Origin of the sequence: Serratia quinivorans, from assembly GCF_052113645.1 — a bacterium.
Taxonomy (GTDB): Bacteria; Pseudomonadota; Gammaproteobacteria; order Enterobacterales; family Enterobacteriaceae; genus Serratia; species Serratia quinivorans_B.
On record NZ_JBIEIU010000013.1, the window covers coordinates 85,990 to 109,308 of the forward strand.

Here is a 23,319-nt window from a genome sequence, read left to right on the forward strand (position 1 = left end):
CCAGCCTGCGCGGTGCCGTCAGCCGGGGGAAGGGGGTGGGTTTAGACGCAGAACCGGTGCTACGGAGGGGCATTTGCCCTGTTTTAGTGCGTGAAAAGAGCGCGCTTCTTTGATGATTCACACTTGTTGCCGGATTCTGGCTGTATATCTTACGGTCAACGGGTATACTGGCGCATCCCATTTAAATCCACTTGTATCGCGTGCGAATTCAACATGCAAAAGTTTGATACCAAGACCTTTCAGGGCCTGATCCTGACACTGCAGGACTATTGGGCGCGCCAGGGCTGCACCATTGTTCAACCATTGGACATGGAAGTCGGCGCGGGAACCTCTCACCCGATGACGTGCCTGCGCGCACTGGGCCCGGAGCCGATGGCCACCGCCTATGTGCAGCCGTCCCGCCGTCCGACCGACGGCCGCTACGGCGAAAACCCGAACCGCCTGCAACATTACTATCAGTTCCAGGTGGTGATTAAGCCGTCACCGGACAACATTCAGGAACTGTACCTGGGCTCGTTGAAAGAGCTGGGTCTGGATCCGACCATTCACGACATCCGCTTCGTAGAAGATAACTGGGAAAACCCGACGCTCGGCGCCTGGGGCCTGGGCTGGGAAGTGTGGCTGAACGGCATGGAAGTGACGCAGTTCACTTACTTCCAGCAGGTTGGCGGCATGGAGTGTAAACCGGTTACCGGCGAGATCACCTACGGTCTGGAACGTCTGGCGATGTACATCCAGGGCGTGGACAGCGTATACGATCTGGTGTGGAGCAACGGCCCGCTGGGTGTGACCACCTATGGCGACGTGTTCCACCAGAACGAAGTGGAGCAGTCCACTTACAACTTCGAATACGCCGACGTGGACTTCCTGTTCTCCTGCTTCGAGCAGTACGAGAAAGAAGCCCAGTCGCTGCTGGCATTGGAAAAACCGCTGCCGCTGCCGGCTTACGAACGTATTCTGAAGGCCGGCCACACCTTCAACTTGCTGGATGCGCGCAAGGCGATCTCGGTGACCGAGCGTCAACGTTATATTCTGCGTATCCGCACGCTGACCAAAGCCGTTGCCGAAGCCTATTACGCTTCCCGCGAAGCGCTGGGCTTCCCAATGTGCAAAAAGAACGAGAACTAAGAGGCAGCCATGACTCAACAGACTTTCCTGGTGGAAATCGGCACGGAAGAGCTGCCGCCGAAGGCTCTTCGTTCACTGGCAGAATCTTTTGCCGCGAATTTTACCGCCGAGCTCGATAACGCCAACCTCGAACACGGCGAAGTGAGCTGGTTTGCCGCTCCGCGCCGTCTGGCGCTGAAAGTGGCCAATTTGAGCGCGGCGCAGGCCGATCGTGAAGTCGAAAAACGCGGTCCGGCGATTGCCCAGGCGTTTGACGCAGAAGGCAAGCCAAGCAAGGCGGCCGAAGGTTGGGCACGCGGTTGTGGTATCACCGTGGATCAGGCCGAGCGTCTGGTGACCGACAAAGGTGAATGGCTGCTGTATCGCGCCCATGTTAAAGGCCAGTCCGCGCAAGCACTGCTGGCGGGCATGGTCAGCCATTCATTGGCCAGGCTGCCGATCCCGAAACTGATGCGTTGGGGCGATTCCGAGGTGCAGTTCGTGCGTCCGGTACACACCGTGACGATGCTGCTGGGTGCAGAACTGATCCCGGGTACCGTTCTGGGTATCGACTCCGCCCGCACTGTTCGCGGCCACCGTTTTATGGGTGAAGCCGAGTTCACCATCGACAATGCTGACCAATATCCGCAGATCCTGCTGGAGCGAGGTAAAGTGGTTGCCGATTATGAAACCCGCAAGGCGCTGATCAAGCGCGATGCGGAGTTGGCCGCGCAGCAGCTTGGCGGCAAAGCCGATCTGAGCGAAAGCCTGCTGGAAGAAGTGGCCTCACTGGTGGAATGGCCGGTGGTGCTGACGGCCAAATTCGAAGAGAAATTCTTGGCGGTGCCGGCGGAAGCGCTGGTCTACACCATGAAGGGCGACCAGAAGTATTTCCCGGTGTATGACGTCGCGGGCAACCTGATGCCGAACTTTATCTTCGTGGCCAATATCGAATCCAAAGATCCGCAGCAAATCATCTCCGGTAACGAGAAGGTGGTGCGCCCGCGTCTGGCCGATGCCGAGTTCTTCTTCAATACCGACCGTAAAAAACGCCTGGAAGACAATCTGCCGCGTCTGGAAACCGTGCTGTTCCAACAGCAACTGGGAACCCTGCGTGACAAGACCGATCGTATCCAGGCGCTGGCGGGCTGGGTTGCCGGCCAAATTGGCGCCGACGTTAACCACGCCACCCGCGCGGGCCTGCTGTCGAAGTGTGATCTGATGACCAACATGGTCTTCGAATTCACCGACACCCAGGGTGTGATGGGCATGCACTATGCGCGTCATGACGGCGAAGCGGAAGACGTTGCCGTTGCGCTGAACGAACAGTATCAGCCGCGTTTTGCCGGCGATGCCTTGCCGGAATCGCTGGTGGCCTGTTCGCTGGCGATCGCCGACAAGATGGACACCCTGGCCGGCATCTTCGGCATTGGGCAACATCCTAAAGGCGATAAGGACCCGTTCGCTCTGCGCCGTGCTGCGCTGGGCGTGCTGCGTATCATCGTTGAGAAAAACCTGCCGCTGGATCTGCAGACCCTGACCGAAGAGGCCGTGCGCCTGTACGGCAGCAAGCTGACCAACGCCAAGGTGGTCGACGAAGTGGTCGAATTCATGCTGGGCCGTTTCCGCGCCTGGTATCAGGAAGAAGGCCACGCCGTCGACACCATTCAAGCGGTGCTGGCACGTCGTCCGACCAAGCCTGCGGACTTCGACGCCCGCGTCAAGGCGGTGACTCACTTCCGTACGCTGGAAGCGGCCACGACGCTGGCTGCGGCCAACAAGCGCGTATCCAACATCCTGGCCAAGTCTACTGATACGCTAAACGATCGCGTTCACGCTTCGGTGTTGAAGGAAGCGGCCGAGATCCAACTGGCGACCCACCTGGTGGTACTGCGCGACAAGCTGGAGCCTTTCTTTGCTGAAGGCCGCTATCAGGATGCGCTGGTGGAACTGGCGGAACTGCGTGAGCCGGTCGATGCGTTCTTCGACAACGTGATGGTGATGGCAGATGACGAGGCGGTGCGTGTAAACCGTCTGACGCTGCTGAGCAAACTGCGTGAGCTGTTCCTGCAGGTCGCGGATATCTCCGTACTGCAGTAAGCGGCTCTACCGTGAAAAGGCGCCTTAGGGCGCCTTTTTAATTAATAGGGCAGCCTGGGCAGTGAGCCGGTATTTCTGCAGGCGGCTGTTAGGTTTCTCGGGCAGCGTCATTTCAATCAGTTGTGCGCTCAGAGCCGGGCGTAAATAGCGCTCCCGAAAAGATTTCCTGTCCTGTAGCTGCAGTGCATGCTGAATTTCTTCGCGCGACATTTCTCCTTTCAGTACCGCCAATAACTCGCCGACTTGGGGGGTGACTTGGGGGGTGACTTGGGGGGTGAGGCTTTGTTCCAACGCTCGCAGGATCATGTCCAGCATAAACTCGACAAAGGGGGCGCAATCGCTGTGCCGACATCGGTTACCAGATGCAGAATGCGTGAGCTGATGGTCAACGGTGGCTTATAGGATGACATCCGCAGTTAGGCCCGGTGATAAATGATGCAAAATTGTACCATGCCCCGGAGCCGGTGCAGTAGCCTCTTGCCGACGCGGATATAGTCTTGTGTAGCGCGCTTTCGCCGAAGAATAATCACCAAAAGGTGAATCGCGTATCGGATCCCATTCAGTTGATCTATTCTTATAGGCGCAAGGAGTGCAGCAAAAGGGACGGAGTCCGATGAAAAAGCAGGTTTATAACAGGAGTTATGTCACATGGCGGTAGGGATCCAGAGCAGAATTTTCGCGCGTTGGTTGGCCCCGGTATTGGCATTGTTGGTGGTCATGCAATTGACTGCCTGCGGCGATAAAGAGCCGGAACAACGCAAGGCGTTTATTGATTACTTACAGAATACGGTGATGCGCAGCGGCGCGAAAATCCCGACGCTGAGCGAAGATCAGAAACAGAAGTTCGGCAACTATGCCGGTGATTACGCCATCCTGGTCGGTTTTTCTCAGCAGTTGTCCAAATCACTGGATGCCAGCCTGACGCCGGCGTTGGATCAGATTAACCAGATCCGCACCGCGCAGGACTACATGAACAAGCGTGATACGCTGCAGCAGTCCGTGGGGGCGCTGAACCTGCTGGGGCAGCAAATCCAGTCAGCCAAGTCGCAGGCGGATACCGCCCGGGCCGCGCTGAAGCAACCTGACGATCTGAAAGCCGTGTATAACCAGGCGTACGACAAGATTGTCACCGGGCCGGCCAATGCGCTGATGCCGGTTATTCCTACCACGGCCAGCTTCGTTCAGGATCTGGTTCAGGTGGGGGATTTCCTGCGTACTCAGGGCAATCAAGTGGCCTTTAACAATAACGGCGTGCAGTTCCGTACTTCCCAGCAGGCAACGCAATACAACACCATGATGTCGAATCTGGTGGCCAAGCAACAGGATTTACTCAACGCACAGAAAACCGTTTCTGGCGTGACCCAGTAAGACCTTAATGCAGAAGCCGGCATCCCGGCTTCTGCCATTCCCTTCCAGCGTTTCCAACAGCTTGCTCACTTCTTGCCCGACGCTTCTGTACTACACTTCAATTAATCATCGATTTCCGACATGTAGTTTTCTTTCATTCATCGCACTGCTCTTTCCCGGCGGGATGAATGCTCACAGGGAAGACCACCCCCAGGCCAGGATTCGGTCGTCACCGAAAAATAGATTGTGATCAATGTCACAATTTAAAAACAAACACGCATCAATTAAATGTGATGCAACTCACATTTAATTAGGGTTTAAGCGAATTTCGTTCTCGTTGTGGCTTTTTTACACCGGGTAAATGTGAGTTAGATCACGATAAGTGCCCCATTGGTGGGGGTATTGATGTGATGTTTGTCACAAAAAATCCGTGAAGTTCGCACGGTAAAAACAGCGTGATAGAGTCCACTTCGCCTACAGCAGCAACACGGCTGGATCGTAACAACAATAATCACGCGCTCTTATTGTCAGCGCGTAACAATAGGGGTGTGTTTTATGTTTTCACCAGACATCAAAGTCAAAGTTCAAAACTTTGGCCGCTTCTTAAGCAACATGGTGATGCCCAACATTGGCGCATTTATCGCCTGGGGTATCATCACCGCGTTATTCATTCCTACCGGTTGGCTGCCGAACGAAACCTTAGCCAAACTGGTTGGCCCAATGATCACCTACCTGCTGCCACTGCTGATCGGTTTCACCGGTGGCCGTTTGGTGGGAGGCGATCGCGGTGGGGTGGTGGGCGCTATCACTACCATGGGCGTGATTGTCGGTGCAGACATGCCGATGTTCCTCGGTGCCATGATTGCCGGTCCGTTGGGCGGCTGGGCGATCAAGCACTTTGACCGTTGGGTAGACGGCAAAATCAAAAGCGGTTTTGAGATGTTGGTGAACAACTTCTCCGCCGGCATTATCGGGATGCTGTTGGCGATCCTGGCATTTATGGCTATTGGTCCGCTGGTCGAAGGGTTGTCACATATCCTGGCTGCCGGTGTGAACATCATGGTGACCAACAACCTGCTGCCGCTGGCGTCAATCTTCGTGGAACCGGCGAAAATCCTGTTCCTGAACAACGCCATCAACCACGGTATCTTCTCGCCGCTGGGTATTCAGCAAGCGACCGAAACCGGTAAATCCATCTTCTTCCTGATTGAAGCCAACCCGGGTCCGGGCATGGGCGTGCTGATGGCCTACATGTTCTTTGGCCGTGGCAGCGCCAAGCAGTCTGCCGGCGGTGCCGCCATCATCCACTTCTTCGGGGGGATCCACGAAATCTACTTCCCGTATGTCCTGATGAATCCGCGCCTGCTGTTGGCGGTGATCCTGGGCGGTATGACCGGTGTGTTCACGCTGACCCTGCTGAACGGTGGCCTGGTGTCTCCGGCGTCTCCGGGTTCGATTCTGGCGGTATTGGCGATGACCCCTAAGGGCGCTTACTTCGCCAACCTGGCGGCGATCGCCGCGGCATTCGTGGTGTCCTTCGTGGTGGCCGGGTTCCTGCTGAAAACCTCGAAAGTGAAAGAAGAAGACGATCTGGAAGAGGCCACTCGCCGCGTACAGGCGATGAAATCGCAGTCTAAAGGCGGTGCAGCGGCACAGGCTGCGGCGGACGGTGACCTGACCACGGTGCGTAAAATCATCGTCGCCTGCGATGCGGGCATGGGCTCCAGCGCGATGGGGGCCGGCGTGCTGCGCAAAAAAGTGGCGGATGCCGGGCTGAAAAATATCTCCGTGACCAACAGCGCCATCAACAGCCTGCCGGATGATGTGGATCTGGTGATCACTCACCGTGACCTGACCGAGCGTGCGATGCGCCATGCGCCGCAGGCTCAGCATATCTCGCTGACCAATTTCCTCGACAGCAAGCTGTACAGCGACTTGACCGAGCGTCTGGTGGCGGCGAACAAAACCACCGATCACCAGCAGAAAGTCATCAGCACCCTGGACGACAGCTTTGAAGCCAGCGAGCAAAACCTGTTCAAACTGAGCGAAAGCAACGTGTTCCTCAACCTGCAAGCCAGCGACAAAGAGCAGGCGATCCGCTTTGCCGGTGAACAACTGGTCAAAGGCGGTTATGTTGAGCCGGAATACGTCCCGGCGATGCTGGAGCGTGAAAAACTCACCTCAACCTACCTGGGCGAGTCGATCGCCGTGCCGCACGGCACCATCGAAGCCAAAGACCGGGTGCTGCGCACCGGCGTGGTGTTCTGCCAGTACCCGCAGGGCGTGCGTTTTGGCGATGAAGAGGACGAGGTGGCACGGCTGGTTATCGGTATCGCCGCACGCAACAACGAACATATCCAGGTAATCACCAGCCTGACCAATGCCCTGGACGACGACGGCGTCATCGAGCGGCTGGCGAATACCACCAGTGTGCAGGAAGTGCTGGACCTGCTTAGTGGCAAAAAAGCCGGATAACAGAATCATTTTAAGGGGTGCAGCTTGCTGCACCCTTCGACATTAGAAAGGTAGAAATATGAAAGCATTACATTTCGGTGCGGGAAATATTGGGCGCGGTTTTATCGGCAAACTGCTGGCGGACGCACAGGCCGAACTGACTTTTGCCGACGTTAACCAGACGGTGTTGGATCTGTTGAACAGCCGTAAAAGCTACCAGGTTCACGTGGTCGGCGAGCAGGCTCGGGTCGAGCCGGTCAACAACGTCAGCGCAGTGAACAGCGGCAGTGAAGAGGCGGTGGCGCTGATCGCCGAAGCGGATATCGTGACTACCGCCGTGGGCCCGCAGATCCTGGGTAAAATTGCCGGCACTATCGCCAAAGGCTTGATCAAGCGTCACCAGCAGGGCAACAGCCAACCGCTGAACATCATCGCCTGCGAGAACATGGTGCGCGGTACCAGCCAGTTAAAACAGCACGTGTTCGATGCATTGCCGCAGGATGAGCAGCCGTGGGTCGAGCAGCATGTCGGCTTTGTCGACTCGGCGGTTGACCGCATTGTGCCGCCGGCGGCAGCGGGCAGCAGCGATCCGCTGGAAGTGACGGTAGAAACCTTCAGCGAGTGGATTGTCGACCAGACCCAGTTCAAGGGCCAACCCCCGGCGATCGCCGGTATGGAGTTGACCGATAACCTGATGGCATTTGTTGAGCGCAAGCTCTTCACGCTCAATACCGGCCATGCGATCACCGCTTACCTGGGCCAACAGGCCGGTTTGCTGACTATCCGCGATGCCATCCTCGACCCGGCGATCCGCCGCGTGGTGAAAGGCGCGATGGAGGAGAGCGGTGCGGTACTGATCAAACGTTACGGCTTTGACGCCGCCAAGCATGCCGCTTACATCGACAAAATCCTCAGCCGTTTCGAAAACCCGTATCTGCACGACGACGTGGAGCGCGTGGGCCGTCAGCCGCTGCGTAAACTGAGCGCCGGTGACCGTCTGATCAAGCCTCTGTTGGGCACGCTGGAATACGGCCTGCCGCATGCGAACCTGATCCAGGGCATCGCCGCCGCCATGAGCTATCGCAGCGAACAGGATCCGCAGGCCAAAGAGCTGGTGGAGTTGCTGGCCAAACTGGGGCCAAAAGCGGCGCTGGCGCAAATTTCCGGCCTGCCGGCGGAAAGTGAGGTTGTAGAACAGGCGGTTGCTGTGTATAACGCCATGCAAAAGTAGATCCAGCATGATGAATTCACGGGCGCAGCAAGTTGCGCCCCTACAACCCGACCTCGGCATTGACGGCGCCACCCAGGCCATTCGAAAAGCGACGATGGAAGAAGCACAGGCATTTGAAAATAAGGTTCTGGAAAGGCTGAACGCAGGCAAGACGGTGCGCAGTTTCCTGATAGCAGCGGTAGAGCTGCTGGCGGAAGCGCTCAACGTGCTGGTGGTGCAGGTGTTTCGCAAGGACGATTATGCGGTGAAGTATGCCGTCGAACCGCTATTGTCCGGTGCCGGTCCGCTGGGTGAGCTGTCGGTGCGCCTGAAGCTGATGTACGGACTGGGGGTGATCTCCCGTCACGAATATGAAGACGCCGAACTGCTGATGGCGATGCGTGAAGAGCTGAACCATGACGGGACGGAATACCGCTTTGTCGATGATGAAATCCTCGGGCCGTTCGGCGAGTTGCACTGCGTGGCCGCGCTGCCGCCGGTGCCAACCTTCCTGCAGCCCGGCGAAGCGGAAGAATCGCTGATCGCCATGCAGCGTCAGCGATACCAGCAGGTGTTGCGTTCCACCATGGTGCTTTCTGTCACCGACCTGATTGCCGGCATTGGCGCTAAACAACCCTCCCGGCTTTCTCCTCTCGGCCGCAGTTAAGCAAAGGCCGCACGCCACTCATCGAACAACAGCCACAGCGCCGTGGCTGCCATCAATCCCGCCATCACACCGTTGAACAACCGCAGTTTCCAGGTCACTCGCAGTGCATCACGCAGGCGATCGCCCAACATCGCCCAGACCAATACGCAAGGGATGTTCAACGCGGTAAAGGCAGCAATGATCATCAACGTATGACCGAGGCTGGCACCTTCCCGTGGGGTGAACAGGATGGCGACGTTAATCGCCATCAGCCAGGCTTTGGGATTCACGGCCTGGAACAGTGCACCGTTGATTAGGCGCATGGGTTGCGCCTGCTGTTTACTGTCCGGCGACGCGGCCCTGAACAGTTTCCAGGACAGCCACAGCAGATAGGTACAGCCGATCACCGCCAACGGAAAGCGGATCATTCCGGCCCAACTCAGGATCAGCGCCAGCAGGGTGGTGGTCAGAGCCAGTTGCACCGCACAACCGACGCTGATGCCGAATACCATCGGCAGGGTGCGGCGCAGGCCAAAGTTCACCCCGGATGACGCCAGCAGCAGGTTGTTGGGGCCAGGAGTGATCGACATTACGGTGACATAACTGATAAAGGCAGAGTCCAGCATAGCGGGTTCCTTAAAAGACTTGGGAGCAAGGGAACCAGCATAAAACCTGCCGAGCGATGGTGACAGAACCAGAAACAAGCTATTGTCATGGATACAGTTGCATCAATATTAAACTGTACCCATCACCTGGAGACAAACTGTGACCCTGCTCGATGAAATGCCGGAAACGCGTTACCAGCAACTGGCGGATACGCTGGCGGAAGCCATTCGCCGCGGCACGCTGCTGCCCGGCAGCCGTTTGCCTTCGGTGCGCCGTTGCGCGCAAACCCATAGCGTCAGCATCAATACCGTGGTGGCGGCCTACCGCACGCTGGAAGATCGCGGATTGATAGAGGCCCGGCCACAGTCGGGTTTTTATGTGTGTAACACCTTACCAGCACTCAAGGCCGCGTCGCCGACCAGCAGCCGAATAGAGCCACCGGCGGACGATGTACTGGCGTTGATCGACACCGTGTTCGCTGCCCAGCAGAATCCGGCATTCACCAACCTTTCGCTGGCCTGTCCGCAGACCTCTGATTTCTATCCCGGTGGCAAGTTGGGACGGATGCTGTCGTCGCAACTACGCCGCCAGCCGAACCTGATCGGCCAGTACGCGCTGCCGCCAGGCAGCCTGCGATTGCGTCAGCAGATCACGCGTCGTTCGATGACGTTGGGCATGCTGCTGGAGCCGGGCGACATCACGCTGACGCATGGCTGCATGGAAGCGTTGCAACTGGCGCTGCGGGTGACTACCAAACCGGGCGACTGCGTTGGGCTGGAGTCGCCGACCTATTTTTACCTGTTGCCGCTGCTGGCCAGTCTGGGGCTGAAGGCGCTGGAAATCCCTACCGATCCGCAACACGGCCTGTCGCTGGACGCGCTGGAGCTGTTGCTGAATGAGAAGCGGCTGAACGCGGTGATCGCCATGCCGACGGTGCAGAACCCGCTGGGCTGCACCATGCCACTGGCGGCGAAAAAACGCCTGGCCCGGCTGATGAACGATCATCAGGTGCCGTTAATTGAGGACGGACTGTACGCGGAGATCCAGTTCGGCGGCGCGCTCTCCCCGGCGGTGAAGTCCTTCGATCGTGACGGTTGGGTGCTGTTTTGCTCCAGTTTTACCAAGACGCTGGCGCCGGATTTTCGCATCGGCTGGATCAGCGGCGGCCGTTTCAACGACGCGTTGCGCAAGCTGAAGGCGGTGTCGTCGATGTCCGAGTCGCAATTGCTGTCGGAAACCCTGGCGATGTTCCTGGAAACCGGCGGCTACGATCATCACCTGCGTAACCTGCGCAAGCGCTATGCCGCTCAGGTGGATGAGGCGCGAGCGCTGATTGCGCGTCACTTTCCTCGGGGCACCCGCGCCACGCAGCCGGCGGGGGGATTTGTGTTCTGGGTGGAGTTTCCGGACGGAGTCGACAGCGTAGCGCTGTTCCACCAGTTGCTGGAGGAGCAGATCTGCCTGACGCCGGGCACGCTGTATTCACCCAGCGGCCGCTATCGCAACGCACTGCGGCTGTCTTGCTGCTATCCGTTTAACGCACGTTACAGCCAGGCGCTGGCGCGTGTCGGTGCCAAAGCCTGCGAGATGTGCGGCTTGCCGCCGGGCATTGCGCAAGACGGGTAACGCCGCGCGCATTTTGCTACAATGTGGGCATCATTGATTAGCGTGCCGACAGGCACAACAGGCCAGAAACCATGAAAGAGATAGAAAAGGCAGAGATCAAGCGCCTTAGCGACCTGCTGGACGCACTGAATCACAAAGATACCCTGGTGATCCAACAGGGCAATACCGATCTGATTGCCCAACACATCAAAGAAAAAGAGAAGTTGGCGGCGGAAATCGAACGCCTGAAAGGCGTGCGTGTTGAAAAGCTGAGCGCAGAAGCACAAAAGCTGAGCCAACTGCCGTTCAGCCGTGAAATCACCAAGAAAGAACAGGCGGATATGGGCACGTTGAAGAAAAACGTGCGCGGCCTGATCGTGGTGCACCCAATGACCGCTCTGGGCCGTGAAATGGGCCTGAAAGTGGTCACCGGCTACGCCAGAAAAGCCTTCTGATTGCCAGGGCGCCGTCTGTGGCGCCCGGCTTTCATCGCTTGGTGGTGAAATACGCCTTGGTCTGATAGGGCACGGTGACGGTTTCTTTGCCCTGCAATTCCCCTTCCTCTGCCACTAACTGTCTAATCTGATCGATCACCTGTTCCTGCTGCTGTGGCGGCAAGGCGGCGATAAAGCTGGTCGAGCGCACCCGGTTATAAATCACATCTTCTACCGCGCCCTGGTGGCCGAGCATAAACACCTGCTCCTGCAGCGCATCTAACCCTTTGAACGGGAAAAATTTACGCCATTCACCGGTGTAAAAACGCGGTGCGTCGCCTTCGTGACGGTCGACAATCTGATTCAGTTTACGCACCCAGCCCACGCGCGCATCGCGCATGTTCCACACCAGGCCAAGTTTGCCGCCGGGCTTGAGGATACGTTGGATCTCGGCCAATGCCTGCGGTGTGGCGAACCAGTGGAAGGACTGCGCGCAGACCACCGCATCGACCGACTCATCCGGCAGCGGGATCGACTCTGCGGTGCCTGCCAAGGTTTTCACCTGCGGCAGCGCGGCCGCCAGTTTTTCCAGCATCTGCGCTACCGGTTCAACGGCGATCACCTGCGCACCGGTTTCCAGCAGGCGCGGGGTGAATTTGCCGGTACCGGCACCGAGATCGATCACCGTCATCCCGGCGTGCAGGCCAATGGTATCGCGCAGCCAGAGAGCGATCTCCGGTGGATAATCCGGCCGCCCTTTAACGTAGCTGTCGGCATTGGCCTGATAGCCCACGGCGGCGGCGGGGTGGATCGAATGAGATGGCGTGTTCATAACGTTGCTCCTGCCTGAAAGAGGTTACCGGTTGGGTTGCACCACAGTATAGGCCGGTGAAAAAGCTTAACGCGGCTTCTGAACCACGTTTTTCATTGCCGGCCGGTTCCTCTCAGCGGCCCAGCAAACGGCGATTAAAATCTTCGATACGACCTTCGCTAATGCGCGTCACCATGGTTTTGCTCCAACTGGCGGACAGCCCGGCCACCGCCAGCAGACGGCGATATTGCTCTTCATCAAACGGCATATGCCAGGCGATGCCAATTGCCTCGGCGACGGAGACATCGCTGTTGCGCGTCACCAGTTCCAGCGGACGATCGCCGCTGACCATGCCGGCAGACACCACACGGTACAGCCAGCCGCAACGGCCGCTTTGTTGCATCAGCACCGAGATGTCGTCGATATCAAAATGGTAGTTGAGCTTGAAGCAGGGAGAGCGCGGTTGGGTGACCTGGATCAGGGCTTCGCCCCAGCGGAAGATATCGCCCATAAATACGTTATGTTCGGTCAGTCCCTGGGTGGAAATATTTTCACCAAAAGCCGGTGCACAGAATTGTTCCGCCTGCTCCGGGAACTGCTCGCGCCAGTGTTGGTAATACTCACGGGGGTAGTGGCACAGCGCGCGGTCAGGCCCGCCGTGGTAGCTTTTCTCCGCCTGCTCATCGCCTTCCAGGCCGAGTGGCGACAGCTTGATTGCACCGTCCACCAAACGTTTGGCGATGCCGCTGGGCCGCCCGCCCTCGTAGGGTTGGACAGGGCCGATGTAAACCTCGGGGTGATGCATATGCGCCTCCTTGTCTCGCGTCGAAGGATCAGCATAGCCTGAGTTGGTCGCGGGGAACAATAACCCGCCCGAGAGGTTTCGGGCGGGTGAGCGTCAGAAGGTGGTCCAGTTATCTTCCTCTGGCGTGCCGGCGGCGGGTTTCTTCACCTGGGGCGCCCTGGCCGCTGTCCCTTTCGCGGCAACAGGGGCCGGATGCTCCGCCAGACGGAACACCGAGACGCTCTGCAGCAGCATTTCTGCCTGTTCTTCCAGCGAGTCGGCAGCCGCGGCTGACTCTTCCACCAAGGCGGCGTTCTGCTGAGTGGTGTGATCCATTTCGACAATAGCCTGACCGATCTGGGCGATGCCGCGCGTCTGCTCGTCGGAGGCGGCGGCGATCTCAGCCATGATATCGCGCACGTGGGTGACCGACAGAACGATCTGCTCCATGGTGTTGCCGGTGTTTTCCACCAGAGTGGTGCCGGTTTGTACCCGACTGACCGATTCGGTAATCAACCCTTCGATCTCTTTTGCCGCCTGAGCACTGCGTTGCGCCAGGTTGCGCACCTCACTGGCCACCACCGAGAAGCCACGGCCCTGTTCACCGGCACGCGCTGCTTCTACCGCCGCGTTGAGCGCCAGAATATTGGTCTGGAAGGCAATACCGTTGATCAGGGTAGTAATTTCGGCGATTCGCTGCGAACTGCTGGAAATGTCGCGCATGGTGCTGACGACGTTTTCCACCAGTTTGCCCCCCTGCTGGGCAGTCTGTGAGGCGTCAGTGGCCAACTGATTGGCATGATGGGCGTTTTCGGCGTTCTGTTTCACCGTGGCCGTCAGTTGTTCCATGCTGGCGGCGGTTTCTTCCACCGCAGCGGCCTGCTGCTCGGTACGTGAGGACAAATCGGTGTTGCCTGCGGCAATCTCGGCGGCGGCGGTGGACACCTGGCTGACGCCCATCTGGATTTTCTCAATCATATCGCGCAGGTTCTGGCTCATGATCGCCACGGCATTCAGCAACTGCCCCAGTTCATCGCGGCGGGTGCTGGCCTGCGCCTGACGCAGATCGCCACTGGCGATGCGTTCCGCCAGGGCCAGCGTACTTTGCAGCGGCCGGGTAATTTGCAACGTGATGCGCCAGGCGATCAGCAACCCGGCGATGATGGCGATCAGCGTAGTGATGCCCATTTGCAGCTGCGCGGTGTTGATATCGTTATGGATTTGCGTCAGTTCGTCCTGCATGAAGGCGTTGACCAACGTGCCGATTTCCTGCGCGCTGCTGCCCAACTGTTGGCTGATTTTTTGCTCCTGCTGATAGGCCGGCAGATAGGCTTCGATACGGTTTTTGTAGTCATCCAGCGCGATCAGCAGCGGTTGCAGCAGGGGGCGCTGAGCGTCGTTGAGCCGTTGGCTGAGCGCATTCGCCGCGCTGCGTGCGTCATCTATCGCCGTCATCAGCGGCGCTTCGGACTTGCTGTTCAGGCTCAACAACAGGCCGCGAGCGCCGTAGCGCACCAGGGTTAATTTTTGGTTCAACTGAATGAAGGCCAGTTGCAGGTCGCCATGAGTAAGCTGGCGTTCTACCTGGTTCAGGCTGTCTTGCACTTCCGACATGTTCCAGCTCTGGCGCACGGCATCCTTTGCCGCCACCGCCTTCTCGAAAGCGTTTTGCTGCTGCTGGTAGCGGCCGATCAGCGCCACCAAACGCTGCAGGTCTTTGCGGCTTTGGGGATCCCAGTCCAAATCCTGGCCCTGGTTAATCATCTTCACCGCATTTTCGATATTGGTGCGGTTATTTTTCAGGTATTCCGGCTTATAGGTTTGGCCGAACAGCGCGCGGTTGTATTTGGCTTGATTGATCTCGTCATTCAGCCGGTTGCTGAAGTCGATGCGATCGGCGCGGGATTCGATGATATGCAGATACTGTGCGCCGGTCCCGGCGATGATTGCCGTCAGCAACAGCATCAGGCCAAAACCGAGGCCGAGCTTTTTACCCACGGTGAGATGAACGAACTTTCCTGCCAGTGTTTGCAATGCCGCCATAATGATTTTCCTTTCCGGGCGAACGTCAATTGAACAAATCATCGGCAAAGGGCGGTTAAACTTTAGCGGATTTTTGGCAAAAAAATGCCCGCATCACGCGGGCATATTCACAACCGGGGGGCGAATTACTTCTTCGCTGCGAAGCGTGCTGCGGCTTCATCCCAGTTAACCACGTTCCAGAATGCCTTGATGTAGTCTGGACGTTTGTTCTGATATTTCAGGTAGTAAGCGTGTTCCCACACGTCCAGGCCCACGATTGGGAAGCCTGAAGCGCCGGCAACGGCTTCGCCCATCAGCGGGCTGTCCTGGTTAGCGGTAGACACCACGGCCAGTTTGTCGCCTTTCAGTACCAGCCAGGCCCAACCTGAACCGAAGCGAGTCGCTGCGGCTTTCTCGAACTCTTCCTGGAATTTCTCAACGCTGCCGAAATCACGTTCGATAGCGGCTTTCAGATCGCCACCCAGCGTGGTGCCGGTTTTCAGGCCTTTCCAGAACAGGCTGTGGTTAGCGTGGCCGCCGGCGTTGTTACGCATAAAGGTGCGCTTGTCAGCAGGCACTTTATCCAGATCCTGGATCAGGTCTTCAACGTTGTATTGAGCCAGCTCTGGGTAGGCTTCCAGTACGGTGTTGGCGTTGTTCACGTAGGTCTGGTGATGTTTGGTGTGATGGATTTCCATCGTCTGCTTGTCGAAATGCGGTTCCAGTGCGTCGTAGGCGTACGGCAGGGATGGCAGTGAATAACTCATAATCATCATCTCCAGTGGTGTATGGGCGGCGCAATGTGTGAGCACCGCGTAAGCAGTCGGATCATTATAGTTATTTAAATGATATTGAAAATGATTATCAATGCCCTACTTACTGTGAGGTCTTTGTTAATCGACAAGGCGCTGCGGGTGGGTAAACACTGTGGCGCGGCCGGGTTTGCTGAAGCCGACCAGCGTCAGGTTGCTGCGCTCGGCGATCTCCACCGCCAGCGAGGTTGCCGCAGACACCACGAACAAAATCTCCACGCCACACATCGCGGCCTTCTGCACCATTTCATAACTGGCACGGCTGGAGGTTAATACCGCGCCTTGCTGCCAGCCCTGTTTGGCGCGTACGCCAAGCAACTTGTCCAACGCGACATGACGGCCCACGTCCTCACATCCGCCGAGCATGGCTCCCTGGGGCGACAACCAGGCGGCGGCATGGGTACAGCCGGTCAATTGCCCAACCTCCTGCACTGCCCGCAGTTGTTTCAATGCACCGTCAAGATTGGCGAGGGAGAAGCTCTGGGTGAACGGCAGCGCGGGCAGCGGACGGAAAATATCCGCCAGCTGTTCGATACCGCATACGCCGCAGCCGGTGCGGCCTGCCATGGCGCGACGGCGCTCCTTCAAACCGGAAAAGCGGCGGCTGGAGAGCTCTATTTGCACCTCCAGTCCGTTACAGGTTTGGTTAATCTCTATACTGTAGATATCGCGCGGCGATTCGATGATGCCTTCCGACAGGGAAAAACCCAGGGCGAAGGCCTCCAGATCCTTGGGGGTGCACATCATCACCACGTGAGAGATGCCGTTATAGACCAGCGCGACCGGGACTTCTTCCGCCAGCCAGTCCTGCTGTGCAGTGGAGAGTTGCCCGCGTTGATAAACCTGAGCCTGGGTCACCCCTGTGAGCTGGGTCTCATTTATGTGTGGGTCTGGGTTTATATTGTTCACTTAACTGGCACCTGTTTGTAACAACCACATACACGCTGTGGTAATATTGCCGCCGTAAAAACAACAGTAATTTTAGCGCTTCCCGCTTCGAGGGGGAAAGCGCCATTTGAAACAATGTGACAATCGAGAGTGAAAGGAGACCCCCATGCAGGTCAGCAGAAGGCAGTTCTTTAAGATCTGCGCTGGCGGTATGGCAGGAACGACGGTAGCTGCGCTGGGCTTTGCCCCGGAAGTGGCGTTGGCGGAGACCCGGCAGTACAAACTGCTGCGCGCCCGCGAAACCCGTAATACCTGTACGTATTGTTCCGTCGGCTGTGGGCTGTTGATGTACAGCCTTGGTGATGGCGCCAAAAACGCCAAAGAAAGCATTTTCCACATTGAAGGGGATCCGGATCACCCGGTCAACCGCGGTGCGCTTTGCCCGAAAGGCGCCGGCCTGGTCGACTTCATCCACAGTGAAAGCCGCCTCAAATACCCGGAATACCGTGCGCCAGGATCGGACAAATGGCAGCGCATCAGCTGGGACGACGCCTTCACCCGCATCGCCAAGCTGATGAAAGAAGACCGTGACGCCAACTTCATCAAAACCAACGACCAGGGCGTTACCGTCAACCGTTGGCTGAGCACCGGCATGCTGTGCGCCTCTGCCGCCAGCAACGAAACCGGTTATTTGTCGCAAAAATTTAGTCGCGCTCTCGGCATGCTTGCCGTAGACAACCAGGCGCGTGTCTGACACGGACCAACGGTAGCAAGTCTTGCTCCAACATTTGGTCGCGGTGCGATGACCAACCACTGGGTTGATATCAAGAACGCGAATCTGATTATCGTCATGGGCGGTAATGCGGCGGAAGCGCATCCGGTGGGGTTCCGCTGGGCGATGGAAGCCAAAATTCACAATAAAGCCAAGCTGATCGTTATCGATCCGCGCTTTACCCGTACTGCATCGGTGGCGGATTTCTACACGCCAATCCGTTCCGGGACCGACATCGCTTTCCTGTCGGGCGTGTTGCTGTACCTGATGACCAACAACAAAATTAACCGCGAATACGTCGAGGCCTACACCAACGCCAGCCTGCTGGTGCGGGAAGACTTTGCCTTCGACGACGGCCTGTTCAGCGGCTATGACGCGGAAAACCGCAAATACGACAAAACCACCTGGAACTACCAGTTTGACGAGAACGGCTTCGCCAAGCGCGACGTCACGCTGCAGGATCCGCGCTGTGTGTGGAATCTGCTCAAGGAGCACGTCAGCCGTTATACGCCAGAGGTGGTGACCAACATTTGCGGCACGCCGAAGGAAGATTTCCTCCAGGTGTGCGAATACATCGCCGAAACCTGCGTGGCGGATAAAACCGCGTCGTTCCTGTACGCCCTGGGCTGGACTCAGCACTCGGTCGGTGCGCAGAACATCCGTACCATGGCGATGATCCAACTGCTGCTCGGCAACATGGGCATGGCGGGCGGCGGCGTCAACGCGCTGCGCGGCCACTCCAATATCCAGGGTCTGACCGATCTGGGCCTGCTGTCGCAGAGCCTGCCGGGCTACATGACGTTGCCGTCGGATAAGCAGCCGGATCTCGACACTTACCTGAAAGCCAACACGCCGAAGGCGCTGCTGCCGGGGCAGGTGAACTACTGGGGCAACTACCCGAAATTCTTCGTCAGCATGATGAAGAGCTTCTACGGCGACAAGGCGCAGAAGGACAACAGCTGGGGCTTTGACTGGCTGCCGAAGTGGGACAAAGGCTACGACGTGCTGCAGTACTTCGAGATGATGTCGCAAGGTAAGGTCAATGGTTACTTCTGCCAGGGCTTTAACCCGGTAGCGTCGTTCCCGAACAAGAACAAGGTGGTGGCTTCACTGTCCAAACTGAAGTTCCTGGTGACCATAGATCCGCTGAACACCGAGACCTCCAACTTCTGGCAGAACCACGGCGAGTTCAACGACGTCGATCCGTCGAAGATTCAGACCGAAGTGTTCCGCCTGCCGTCCACCTGCTTTGCCGAAGAAAACGGTTCGATCGTCAACTCCGGCCGCTGGCTGCAGTGGCACTGGAAGGGCGCCGATGCCCCGGGCGAAGCGCTGAACGACGGGGAAATCCTGGCGGGCATCTTCACTCGTCTGCGTGAGATGTATGCGCGCGACGGCGGTGCGGTGCCGGAACAGGTGCTGAACATGACCTGGGATTACCTGACGCCGGACAACCCTGCGGCCGAAGAAGTGGCGATGGAAAGTAACGGTAAGGCTCTGGCGGACATTCTTGATGCCGACGGCAAAGTGTTGGCGAAAAAAGGTGAGCAACTCAGCACCTTTGCTCACCTGCGTGACGACGGCACTACCGCCAGCGGTTGCTGGATCTTCGCCGGTAGCTGGACGCCGGCCGGTAACCAGATGGCGCGGCGTGATAACGCCGATCCGTCCGGTCTCGGCAATACGCTGGGCTGGGCCTGGGCTTGGCCGCTTAACCGCCGCATCCTGTACAACCGTGCTTCGGCGGATCCGCAGGGTAAACCTTGGGATCCAAAACGTCAGTTGCTGGAGTGGGACGGAGCCAAGTGGGGCGGGGTGGATATCCCGGACTACAGCGCTGCGGCACCCGGCAGTGACGTCGGGCCGTTCATCATGCAGCCGGAAGGCATGGGTCGCCTGTTCGCCACCGATAAAATGGCGGAAGGGCCGTTCCCGGAACACTACGAGCCGTTCGAAACGCCGCTCGGCACCAACCCGCTGCACCCGAATGTGGTGTCCAACCCGGCGGCGCGAGTGTTCAAGGACGATCTGGCCGCGATGGGCAAATCCGACAAGTTCCCTTACGTCGGCACCACCTATCGTCTGACCGAGCATTTCCACTACTGGACCAAACACGCGTTGCTTAATGCGATCGCGCAGCCGGAACAGTTTGTGGAAATTGGCGAGAAACTGGCGGCGAAAAAAGGCATCCAGCACGGCGATACCGTGAAGGTCAGCTCCAACCGCGGCTACATCAAGGCCAAGGCGGTGGTGACCAAGCGTATCCGTACCCTGCAGGTGCACGGCCAAGAGGTCGACACCATCGGCATCCCGATCCACTGGGGTTACGAAGGGGTGGCGAAGAAAGGCTTTATTGCCAACACGCTGACGCCGTTTGTCGGCGACGCCAACACGCAAACGCCGGAGTTCAAGGCGTTCCTGGTTAACGTGGAAAAGGTGTAACGGAGACGAATTATGGCAATGCAATCTCAGGACATCATTCGTAAATCCGCCACCAATGGTTTCACGCCGGCGCCACGCGCCCGTGACCACCAGGAAGAAGTGGCCAAGCTGATCGATGTCACCACCTGTATCGGCTGCAAGGCCTGTCAGGTGGCCTGTTCCGAATGGAACGACATCCGCGACGAAGTCGGGCACAACGTCGGGGTGTACGATAACCCCGCCGATCTGACCGCCAAGTCGTGGACGGTGATGCGCTTCTCCGAAGTGGAGGAAAACGGCAAGCTGGAGTGGCTGATCCGCAAGGACGGTTGCATGCACTGCGCCGATCCGGGCTGCCTGAAGGCCTGCCCATCCGAAGGTGCGATCATTCAGTACGCCAACGGTATCGTCGACTTCCAGTCCGAGCACTGTATCGGCTGCGGTTACTGCATCGCCGGTTGCCCGTTCGATGTGCCGCGCATGAACAAGGACGACAACCGTGTGTACAAGTGCACCCTGTGCGTCGACCGCGTTGATGTCGGCCAGGAGCCGGCCTGTGTGAAAACCTGTCCGACCGGCGCTATCCATTTCGGCACCAAGGAAGCGATGAAGCAGGTTGCCGCCGATCGTGTCAGCGAGCTGAATACCCGTGGTTATCAGAACGCCGGTCTGTACGATCCGGCGGGCGTAGGCGGCACGCACGTCATGTACGTGTTGCACCACGCCGACAAACCGCAGCTGTATCACGGTTTGCCGGAGAACCCGACCATCAGCCCGGCGATCACGTTCTGGAAAGGCGTGTGGAAACCCCTGGCGGCCATCGGCTTTGCCGCCACCTTTGCAGCGAGCGTATTCCACTACGTCGGCGTCGGGCCAAACCGCGTCGAAGAGGAAGACAACGACGAGCTGCACGATGAGGAGACGCGCAAATGAGGAAGGAAAAGCGTATTCAGCGCTACAGCGCGCCGGAGCGGATTAACCACTGGATTGTGGCGTTCTGCTTTGTGTTCGCCGCCATCAGCGGGCTGGGGTTCTTCTTCCCCTCCTTCAACTGGTTGATGAACATTTTCGGTACGCCGCAGCTGGCGCGCATTCTGCACCCCTTTGTCGGGGTGATCATGTTTGCGGCCTTCCTGCTGATGTTCCTGCGCTACTGGAAGCATAATCTGATCAACCGCGAGGATATCGTCTGGGCCAAAAACATCCATAAAATCGCCATGAACGAGGAAGTGGGTGACACCGGGCGTTATAATTTCGGTCAGAAGTGCGTATTCTGGGCGGCAATCATTAGCCTGGTGCTGCTGTTGGCCAGCGGTGTGGTGATCTGGCGGCCTTACTTTGCGCCGTCGTTCCCGATACCGCTGATCCGCATCGCGCTGCTGGTGCATTCGCTGGCTGCGGTCGGTCTGATCATCGTGATTATGGTGCACATTTACGCCGCTCTGTGGGTAAAAGGCACCATTACCGCGATGGTGGAAGGCTGGGTACCGGCGGCCTGGGCTAAAAAACATCACCCGCGTTGGTACCGAGAGGTCCGCGAGAAACAACAGGAAGACAAACCCTGATGAGCATCCGCATCGTTCCTAAAGAGCAGTTAGGGGCACAGCGCGAGAAGTCCACAACGGCGGAAACCATCCCGCCGTTACTTTTCGCTAATCTGAAAAGCCTGTACAGCCGCCGCGCCGAACGCCTGCGCAAGTTGGCGACCGATAACCCGCTGGGCGACTACCTGAACTTCGCCGCTCAGCTGGCCGAAGCGCAGCACCATGCGTTGCACGACAACCCGCTGACGCTTGATCTTACCGAAGTCCTGCAGCAGGGTGCAGACAGTGGCAAGCCGCCGCTGGATCTGAGCGTTTTTCCGCGTAGCCAACACTGGCACCGGTTGCTGACATCGCTGATTGCCGAGCTGCGCCCGCAGGCGCCGGAGCACATTCTGGCGGTGCTGGATAACCTGGAAAAGGCTTCGGCGCACGAGCTGGAGTTGCTGGCCGACGCGTTGCTCAACCAGGATTTCGGCAAGATCGGCAGTGAAAAAGCGCCGTTCATCTGGGCTGCGCTGTCGCTCTATTGGGCGCAAATGGCAAGCCAGATCCCCGGCAAGGCGCGTGCCGAATATGGCGAACACCGTCAATTCTGCCCGGTGTGCGGCAGCATCCCGGTCTCCAGCGTGGTGCATATCGGCACCGTCAGCGGCCTGCGTTATTTGCACTGCAACCTGTGCGAAAGCGAGTGGCACGTGGTGCGGATCAAATGCAGCAACTGCGAGCAGACCCGTGATCTCAACTATTGGTCGCTGGACAGCGAACTGGCGTCGGTGAAGGCCGAAAGCTGCGGTGACTGCGGCACTTACCTGAAGATTCTGTATCAGGAAAAAGACCCGCAGGTTGAAGCGGTCGCCGACGATTTGGCCACGCTGGTGCTCGACGCCAAAATGGAAGACGAAGGCTTTGCCCGCAGCAGCATCAATCCGTTCCTGTTCCCGGGTTCGTAAGATCGCCGCAGACTGAGTTCATGGGCTGAATATATTCGGCCCATATGATTAACCGGATGATTAATTTCAGACTGGGATCCTGGCATTCGAACGGGCGAGTTGCTACGTTTACGCAATGACGCGCGAAGCGAAAGGAAAGGGACAGACGATGTTGAAGACCATTGCGAAATTCACTGCGGTTGCTGTGTTAGCCGTCGGGCTGGCAGCCTGTGACAACAAGGACGATACCAAGCCGGAGATACCCAAGCCGGATACCAAGCCGACCGTGACACAACCTGCACCGCCACCGCCGGTGGTGGAAACCCAGCCGGCAGTGCCGCCGGGGCTGAAAGTTTCGATGCAAAAGGGCAAGATTACCTTTGAACTGCCGCCGGGCTTTAGCGATCAGACCGAGAACAGCGGCATCGTTAACGACAGCCAATCCACCATTCAGCGTTTTCTCGATGGGAAATCGCGCCAAAGTACTGTGTCTTCCGAAGTGATCCCGCCTGACGGCATGAAGCTCAACGGCAGCGATAAAATGCTCAAAGATCTGACGCAGAGCATGATCACCGAACTGGCTGATCGTTATCAAAATATTCAGACCACCAAAGAAGAGAATTTCACCGTCGGCAAGCAGAAGTTCCATCGGCTGGATACCGAGCAGAGCGTCAGCGGGCAGAAGGTGGTGTCTACCCTCATGTTGACGGTGTTCAATAAGCGGGTGGTGACGTTGCAAATGCTGTCGCCGGCCAAAACGCCGGAGGCGCATCAGGCACTGGTTCAGAAGGTTATCGACACGCTGGCGGTGAAATAACAACGCTGTG

20 protein-coding genes are annotated in these 23,319 nt (G+C 57.9%); 13 read left to right on the top strand and 7 right to left on the bottom strand.

What is annotated here, in order from left to right; translation table 11 throughout:
* The first annotated feature begins 213 nt into the window (after nucleotides 1-213).
* Both glyQ and glyS read left to right on the top strand, forming a co-directional pair.
* On the top strand, nucleotides 214-1,128 hold the full coding sequence (gene glyQ / locus ACGS9J_RS21340; protein ID WP_442232754.1) for a glycine--tRNA ligase subunit alpha: 915 nt from the start codon (nucleotides 214-216) through the stop codon (nucleotides 1,126-1,128).
* 9 nt (nucleotides 1,129-1,137) lie between these two features.
* Complete coding sequence (gene glyS, locus ACGS9J_RS21345) at nucleotides 1,138-3,207, top strand: glycine--tRNA ligase subunit beta (protein WP_442232755.1); 2,070 nt, start codon at nucleotides 1,138-1,140, stop codon at nucleotides 3,205-3,207.
* A gap of 24 nt (nucleotides 3,208-3,231) precedes the next feature.
* Here the strand turns inward: glyS and ACGS9J_RS21350 are convergent, their stop codons facing one another.
* The gene (locus ACGS9J_RS21350) at nucleotides 3,232-3,522 is read right to left on the bottom strand and encodes a Fic family protein (RefSeq protein WP_442232756.1); all 291 of its coding nucleotides are present in this window, start codon (nucleotides 3,520-3,522) and stop codon (nucleotides 3,232-3,234) included.
* Between the two features lie 333 nt (nucleotides 3,523-3,855).
* On the opposite strand from ACGS9J_RS21350, the gene ACGS9J_RS21355 reads away from it, so the two are divergent.
* From ACGS9J_RS21355 to ACGS9J_RS21370, 4 genes are all read left to right on the top strand, one after another.
* Nucleotides 3,856-4,575 (top strand): DUF3053 domain-containing protein, encoded by a 720-nt coding sequence (locus ACGS9J_RS21355; protein ID WP_442232757.1) that lies wholly within the window; start codon nucleotides 3,856-3,858, stop codon nucleotides 4,573-4,575.
* A gap of 534 nt (nucleotides 4,576-5,109) precedes the next feature.
* On the top strand, nucleotides 5,110-7,029 hold the full coding sequence (locus tag ACGS9J_RS21360; protein WP_442232758.1) for a PTS mannitol transporter subunit IICBA: 1,920 nt from the start codon (nucleotides 5,110-5,112) through the stop codon (nucleotides 7,027-7,029).
* 58 nt (nucleotides 7,030-7,087) lie between these two features.
* The gene (locus ACGS9J_RS21365) at nucleotides 7,088-8,239 is read left to right on the top strand and encodes a mannitol-1-phosphate 5-dehydrogenase (protein ID WP_442232759.1); all 1,152 of its coding nucleotides are present in this window, start codon (nucleotides 7,088-7,090) and stop codon (nucleotides 8,237-8,239) included.
* A gap of 94 nt (nucleotides 8,240-8,333) precedes the next feature.
* Nucleotides 8,334-8,885 carry an MltR family transcriptional regulator gene (locus ACGS9J_RS21370; protein WP_262241994.1) on the top strand — a complete coding sequence of 184 codons (552 nt, stop codon included), beginning with the start codon at nucleotides 8,334-8,336 and terminating at the stop codon, nucleotides 8,883-8,885.
* On the opposite strand, the gene ACGS9J_RS21375 is transcribed toward ACGS9J_RS21370, so the two are convergent.
* Nucleotides 8,882-9,490 (bottom strand): LysE family translocator, encoded by a 609-nt coding sequence (locus tag ACGS9J_RS21375; protein WP_442232760.1) that lies wholly within the window; start codon nucleotides 9,488-9,490, stop codon nucleotides 8,882-8,884. The genes ACGS9J_RS21370 and ACGS9J_RS21375 overlap by 4 nt on opposite strands.
* 139 nt (nucleotides 9,491-9,629) lie before the next feature.
* On the opposite strand from ACGS9J_RS21375, the gene ACGS9J_RS21380 reads away from it, so the two are divergent.
* Together ACGS9J_RS21380 and ACGS9J_RS21385 are read left to right on the top strand one after the other, a co-directional pair.
* Nucleotides 9,630-11,096, top strand: a complete 1,467-nt coding sequence (locus ACGS9J_RS21380; protein ID WP_442232761.1) for an aminotransferase-like domain-containing protein — start codon at nucleotides 9,630-9,632, stop codon at nucleotides 11,094-11,096.
* 71 nt (nucleotides 11,097-11,167) lie between these two features.
* Nucleotides 11,168-11,530, top strand: a complete 363-nt coding sequence (locus ACGS9J_RS21385; protein ID WP_442232762.1) for a YibL family ribosome-associated protein — start codon at nucleotides 11,168-11,170, stop codon at nucleotides 11,528-11,530.
* A 31-nt stretch (nucleotides 11,531-11,561) separates the two neighbouring features.
* On the opposite strand, the gene ACGS9J_RS21390 is transcribed toward ACGS9J_RS21385, so the two are convergent.
* From ACGS9J_RS21390 to fdhD, 5 genes are all read right to left on the bottom strand, one after another.
* Nucleotides 11,562-12,341: a class I SAM-dependent methyltransferase gene (locus tag ACGS9J_RS21390; protein ID WP_442232763.1), complete on the bottom strand. Its 780-nt coding sequence runs from the start codon at nucleotides 12,339-12,341 to the stop codon at nucleotides 11,562-11,564.
* 112 nt (nucleotides 12,342-12,453) lie between these two features.
* Complete coding sequence (gene yiiM, locus ACGS9J_RS21395) at nucleotides 12,454-13,125, bottom strand: 6-hydroxyaminopurine reductase (RefSeq protein WP_442232764.1); 672 nt, start codon at nucleotides 13,123-13,125, stop codon at nucleotides 12,454-12,456.
* Between the two features lie 93 nt (nucleotides 13,126-13,218).
* Nucleotides 13,219-15,147: a methyl-accepting chemotaxis protein gene (locus ACGS9J_RS21400; protein WP_442232765.1), complete on the bottom strand. Its 1,929-nt coding sequence runs from the start codon at nucleotides 15,145-15,147 to the stop codon at nucleotides 13,219-13,221.
* 125 nt (nucleotides 15,148-15,272) lie between these two features.
* Entirely contained in the window at nucleotides 15,273-15,893 is a 621-nt protein-coding gene (gene sodA / locus ACGS9J_RS21405; protein WP_442232766.1) for a superoxide dismutase [Mn], read from the bottom strand.
* A gap of 126 nt (nucleotides 15,894-16,019) precedes the next feature.
* The gene (gene fdhD, locus ACGS9J_RS21410) at nucleotides 16,020-16,838 is read right to left on the bottom strand and encodes a formate dehydrogenase accessory sulfurtransferase FdhD (protein WP_442232815.1); all 819 of its coding nucleotides are present in this window, start codon (nucleotides 16,836-16,838) and stop codon (nucleotides 16,020-16,022) included.
* A 154-nt stretch (nucleotides 16,839-16,992) separates the two neighbouring features.
* Here fdhD and fdnG point away from each other — a divergent pair, with 154 nt between their 5' ends.
* The 5 genes from fdnG (at nucleotide 16,993) to ACGS9J_RS21435 (ending at nucleotide 23,309) form a co-directional block, all read left to right on the top strand.
* Entirely contained in the window at nucleotides 16,993-20,040 is a 3,048-nt protein-coding gene (fdnG, locus tag ACGS9J_RS21415) for a formate dehydrogenase-N subunit alpha (RefSeq protein WP_442232767.1), read from the top strand.
* 12 nt (nucleotides 20,041-20,052) lie between these two features.
* On the top strand, nucleotides 20,053-20,952 hold the full coding sequence (fdxH, locus tag ACGS9J_RS21420; protein ID WP_442232768.1) for a formate dehydrogenase subunit beta: 900 nt from the start codon (nucleotides 20,053-20,055) through the stop codon (nucleotides 20,950-20,952).
* Nucleotides 20,949-21,584 carry a formate dehydrogenase cytochrome b556 subunit gene (gene fdoI / locus ACGS9J_RS21425; RefSeq protein ID WP_442232769.1) on the top strand — a complete coding sequence of 212 codons (636 nt, stop codon included), beginning with the start codon at nucleotides 20,949-20,951 and terminating at the stop codon, nucleotides 21,582-21,584. Before fdxH ends, fdoI begins: the two co-directional genes overlap by 4 nt.
* The gene (gene fdhE, locus ACGS9J_RS21430; protein WP_442232770.1) at nucleotides 21,584-22,513 is read left to right on the top strand and encodes a formate dehydrogenase accessory protein FdhE; all 930 of its coding nucleotides are present in this window, start codon (nucleotides 21,584-21,586) and stop codon (nucleotides 22,511-22,513) included. Before fdoI ends, fdhE begins: the two co-directional genes overlap by 1 nt.
* 148 nt (nucleotides 22,514-22,661) lie before the next feature.
* A complete protein-coding gene (locus ACGS9J_RS21435; protein ID WP_442232771.1) occupies nucleotides 22,662-23,309 on the top strand; it encodes a DcrB-related protein in 648 nt (215 codons plus the stop codon).
* Nucleotides 23,310-23,319 lie beyond the last annotated feature (10 nt).